This is a genomic window from Citrobacter sp. (assembly GCF_050252275.1).
Lineage (GTDB): Bacteria > Pseudomonadota > Gammaproteobacteria > Enterobacterales > Enterobacteriaceae > Citrobacter_A > Citrobacter_A amalonaticus.
In genome coordinates, this window is record NZ_JBFWLF010000361.1 from 1 (window position 1) to 4,093 (window position 4,093).

Genomic DNA, 4,093 nt, shown 5'->3' on the forward strand with positions numbered 1-4,093 from the left:
GAAAACGGCGAAGCGGTGACCGGGCAGGTCGACCGTCAGCGCGGTTACTAAGGGAAACCCGGCATCTGCCGGGTTTCGACTAATAAACGCAGGCGATTCCTGCTATCCTTGTCGAAAAATGACCACAGGAGAGAGACATGTATCCCGTTGACCTGCATATGCATACCGTCGCCAGCACCCATGCTTATAGTACTCTGAGCGATTACATCGCCCAGGCGAAGCGTCAGGGACTGAAACTGTTCGCAATTACCGATCACGGTCCGGACATGGCGGATGCTCCACACCACTGGCATTTCATCAATATGCGTATCTGGCCGCGCGTGGTGGATGGGGTCGGGATCCTGCGAGGCATTGAGGCAAATATCAAAAATATCGAAGGTGAAATCGACTGCACCGGGCCGATGCTCACCTCACTGGATCTGATCATCGCGGGCTTCCATGAGCCGGTTTTCGCCCCCCACGATGAAGCCACCAATACGCAGGCGATGATCGCCACCATGGCGAGCGGCGTTGTGCATATCATTAGCCATCCCGGGAATCCGAAGTATCCCGTTGATATCACGGCAATTGCCGAGGCTGCGGCAAAATACAATGTTGCACTGGAGATTAACAACTCTTCCTTCCTTCATTCACGCAAAGGCAGTGAAGCAAACTGTCGCGCGGTAGCGGCAGCGGTACGTGATGCTGGCGGCTGGGTGGCGTTGGGTTCAGATTCTCATACCGCCTTTACAATGGGCGATTTCGGTGAGTGTCTGAAAATTATCGAAGAAGTGAATTTCCCGGAAGATCGTATTTTGAACGTGACCCCGAAACGATTACTCAATTTCCTGGAATCACGCGGAATGGCGCCGATTCCTGAATTTGCTGAACTTTAACTACCACGAGCTGGAATATTTTGATGAACGAGTTTTCAATCCTGTGCCGTGTACTGGGATCGCTGTATTACCGTCAACCGCAGGATCCTTTGCTGGTTCCGCTTTTTACCCTGATTCGCGAGGGTAAACTCCAGGCGAGCTGGCCGCTTGAGCAAGATGAACTGTTAGCGCGTCTGCAGAAAAGCTGTGATATGACCCAGTTGGCGGCGGATTACAACGCGCTGTTTGTCGGTGCGGAGTGCGCGGTGCCACCGTATCGCAGCGCGTGGGTGGAAGGGGCGACAGAATCAGAAGTGCGCTCCTTCCTTTCTGCACGAGGTATGCCGCTTGGCGAAACGCCAGCCGATCATATTGGTACGTTGCTGCTGGCCGCCTCCTGGCTGGAAGATCAGTCTGCGGAGGATGAAAGCGAGGCGCAGGAAACTCTGTTCGCGGACTACATCATTCCGTGGTGCGATACCTTCCTCGGTAAAGTGGAAGCGCACGCCGCAACCCCTTTCTGGCGAACGATGGCGCCGTTAACACGCGATGCCATTGGCGCAATGTGGGATGAACTGGAAGAAGAGACTGACGAATAATTGTGATATATATCACTTTTGTATGCAACTTGATTCAATCATTGCATAAATTGTGTGCGTGATCTCATTCATATTGTCGTTTTCTGCTATCATGCGCGGCATGAACATACTTCTTTCCATTGCAATCACAACGGGCATTCTCTCCGGTATCTGGGGATGGGTGGCCGTGTCTCTTGGCTTACTCAGTTGGGCTGGCTTTTTAGGCTGTACCGCCTATTTCGCCTGTCCGCAGGGTGGGTTAAAGGGGTTGGCCATTTCGGCCTCCACGCTGTTGAGCGGCGTGGTGTGGGCGTTGGTCATTATTTACGGTAGCGCGTTGACGCCGCATCTCGAACTGGTGGGTTATGTGATTACCGGCGTGGTGGCCTTCCTGATGTGTATTCAGGCAAAGCAAGTTTTACTGTCATTTGTGCCAGGCACATTTATCGGTGCATGCGCCACGTTTGCCGGGCAGGGAGACTGGAAACTGGTCTTGCCTTCACTGGCGGTCGGTTTGCTCTTTGGCTATGCCATGAAAAACAGCGGACTGTGGCTGGCGGCCCGGCGAGAAAGACACAGTACGCGAACCGTTGCGGAAAATAAAAAAGCGTGAGGAAATCCTCACGCTTTTTTTTATCCTGATCATCAGGATTCCGGCGGTACCGACATATGACGATATTTCACCAGAATGTCGTTCTGGCGATCGGCTTTATTCTGCAAATCCCACAACCCACGATCGATACCTTCGTTGATAAGGAAGATGACGCCCGTCTCAATGGCGGACATCAGGCACAACATCACCGGTTCGTTGGAGGTGTAGCCAATTTCACCTTCCAACAGTCTCTGATAATCGATAAAGCGGAACACCCCAGCCTGCACTTCATAAGACAGAATGGTTTTACTGGTGTTGACCGAGGAGAGGATCTCACCGGTGCTGACGTTGACTACGCGCAGGTTCACCGCAATCTGGTCAAGCTGGTATTGCGTGTCTGCGCCGATACCGAAGTAACGCGCACCGACGCCGCCGGATTTCACGTTACTTTCGTAGCCGATAATCGACCCTTCAACCATGATGTTTGCCGCCGTCAGCGACTGTAGCGGGATTCGGTTGTTGATGGCGACAGTCCCGTTTTCCTGAGCGGCACGAATGATCTTACGTTCATTCAGCAAGTTTTGCAGTCCCTGGCGCTCCAGTGGAACAAACCAGCGGGAATCTTTCAGTGCGGTGACCAGCATCGCAGTGGCGCTTTGTGGGACGGCTGTTGAGAAGTTACTGGCCGGGTAGGGTTTAAACTGCCCGGTTTCATCCTGAATGTTATACACCGAGACAAAAATTTTACCCGTTGGAATCGGTAAATGCGTTAAATCCTTATAACTTTGCGCACGGGGCATTAAGGTCGGTTTAGCGGCTTCTTTTGGCGGGGCGGTTAAGCATCCGCTCAGTAAAATGACGGCGACGAATACAAGTAAGCGCTGCATGATGATTGTCCTTACGTGGCGGTACTTAGAAATCGGTAGATTGCGACTGTAAACCCGACACTTCGATCGTCGATGTTTTGCCCGTTTTCCTGTCCGTGACGTTTAGCTGCAACTGACCATCCCGGTTAGCAATGTCCACAATGAAATCATTGGTCACCATCCTGCCGGGTTTCCCCGTGTTAATATTGGTCAACAGCCCACCTAATATTTGTGACTGAATGGCCTGAGTGAAGTTATCCAACGCGGAGGGAGTTTCAATTCCGTAATCGTCGTTATAACTGGGATCTTTATAAGAGTTTTGCGCCTGGGCGCTATTCAGTAAAAAAGAACCGTTATTGGGGTTTCCACCAAAGTTAGGGTTACGGAACTGGAAGGTCATATTTCCGGCCCAACTTAATGGCGAAATAAGCATGAGTACTACTACTGCATGTTTGACACGCATTACAGCCTCCGGACAAAAATCACTTTTTAGAATTCGTCATGCGTTAAATCGCCGGTGCTCAATAGTGTTTTATCTATTTGCCGTCGGTTTAAGGCATCCTCAGTTTGTGCCAGCGCAAAGACAACAGTTTTTTCGAAGTCTCTTTTCGTTGGAAATAAAAAAGTCTGGAATATAACGTCCTGATTAACCGTTATTGTGATCCAACTTCCCCAACGTGCACTGGGTCGCTCATTGATGGTCAAATTGCCTGGATAATCACTTTCCCATTTGTCGCTAAACGCACGATAAAAATCGTGGCCAATAGACGAAACCGTGTGGTCAGTTAAGAGCCCAGGAACTTCAACTTCTACAGCCTGCGTCGTGCTGGCAGCGAACAGCAACTGCGCCGCTGCAAGCCAGGTTAAATAGCGTTTCATGGCGTTATCGCCTGAGGTTATCATTTGCCCACGAAACCGCCTGGGTACGGTTTTTGACAGCTATCTTTTTGAAAAGATTATAAAGATGCGTTTTGACCGTGTTTTCACTGATAAACAGTGAACGTGCGATTTCGATATTAGAGGCGCCGATACGCAGCTTATTCAGGATCTCTTTTTCGCGATGAGTCAGGAGGGCTGACTCACTGCTGTTGTAGCGATAATTACCTGAGTGAGTGATCAGATAACTGGCCAGTTTCTGTGAGAAGTAACATTCTCCCCGCAGGATCCCTTGCAAACCGTTTACGACACGCTCTTCGTCATCCG

The 4,093-nt window shown here is 50.7% G+C and carries 7 protein-coding genes; 3 read left to right on the forward strand and 4 right to left on the reverse strand.

All coding sequences use genetic code 11. From position 1 onward, the window contains the following. The first annotated feature begins 137 nt into the window (after positions 1 to 137). From AB7E14_RS21455 to AB7E14_RS21465, 3 genes are all read left to right on the forward strand, one after another. Positions 138 to 875 carry a phosphatase gene (locus tag AB7E14_RS21455; RefSeq protein WP_043001034.1) on the forward strand — a complete coding sequence of 246 codons (738 nt, stop codon included), beginning with the start codon at positions 138 to 140 and terminating at the stop codon, positions 873 to 875. 23 nt (positions 876 to 898) lie between these two features. Beyond that, entirely contained in the window at positions 899 to 1,453 is a 555-nt protein-coding gene (locus AB7E14_RS21460) for a TorD/DmsD family molecular chaperone (protein WP_044327605.1), read from the forward strand. Positions 1,454 to 1,553: 100 nt separating this feature from the next. Further along, positions 1,554 to 2,045: a DUF1097 domain-containing protein gene (locus AB7E14_RS21465; RefSeq protein WP_043001032.1), complete on the forward strand. Its 492-nt coding sequence runs from the start codon at positions 1,554 to 1,556 to the stop codon at positions 2,043 to 2,045. A 32-nt stretch (positions 2,046 to 2,077) separates the two neighbouring features. Here AB7E14_RS21465 and csgG read toward each other — a convergent pair whose 3' ends face one another. The 4 genes from csgG to AB7E14_RS21485 all read right to left on the reverse strand — a co-directional run. Then, positions 2,078 to 2,911 (reverse strand): curli production assembly/transport protein CsgG, encoded by an 834-nt coding sequence (gene csgG, locus AB7E14_RS21470; protein WP_428169931.1) that lies wholly within the window; start codon positions 2,909 to 2,911, stop codon positions 2,078 to 2,080. Between the two features lie 25 nt (positions 2,912 to 2,936). Continuing rightward, the gene (gene csgF / locus AB7E14_RS21475) at positions 2,937 to 3,353 is read right to left on the reverse strand and encodes a curli production assembly/transport protein CsgF (protein WP_044258050.1); all 417 of its coding nucleotides are present in this window, start codon (positions 3,351 to 3,353) and stop codon (positions 2,937 to 2,939) included. 26 nt (positions 3,354 to 3,379) lie between these two features. Beyond that, a complete protein-coding gene (gene csgE / locus AB7E14_RS21480) occupies positions 3,380 to 3,769 on the reverse strand; it encodes a curli production assembly/transport protein CsgE (RefSeq protein ID WP_043001029.1) in 390 nt (129 codons plus the stop codon). Between the two features lie 4 nt (positions 3,770 to 3,773). Beyond that, positions 3,774 to 4,093: LuxR C-terminal-related transcriptional regulator (locus tag AB7E14_RS21485; protein WP_428169932.1), on the reverse strand; the 320-nt coding region annotated here is incomplete at its 5' end.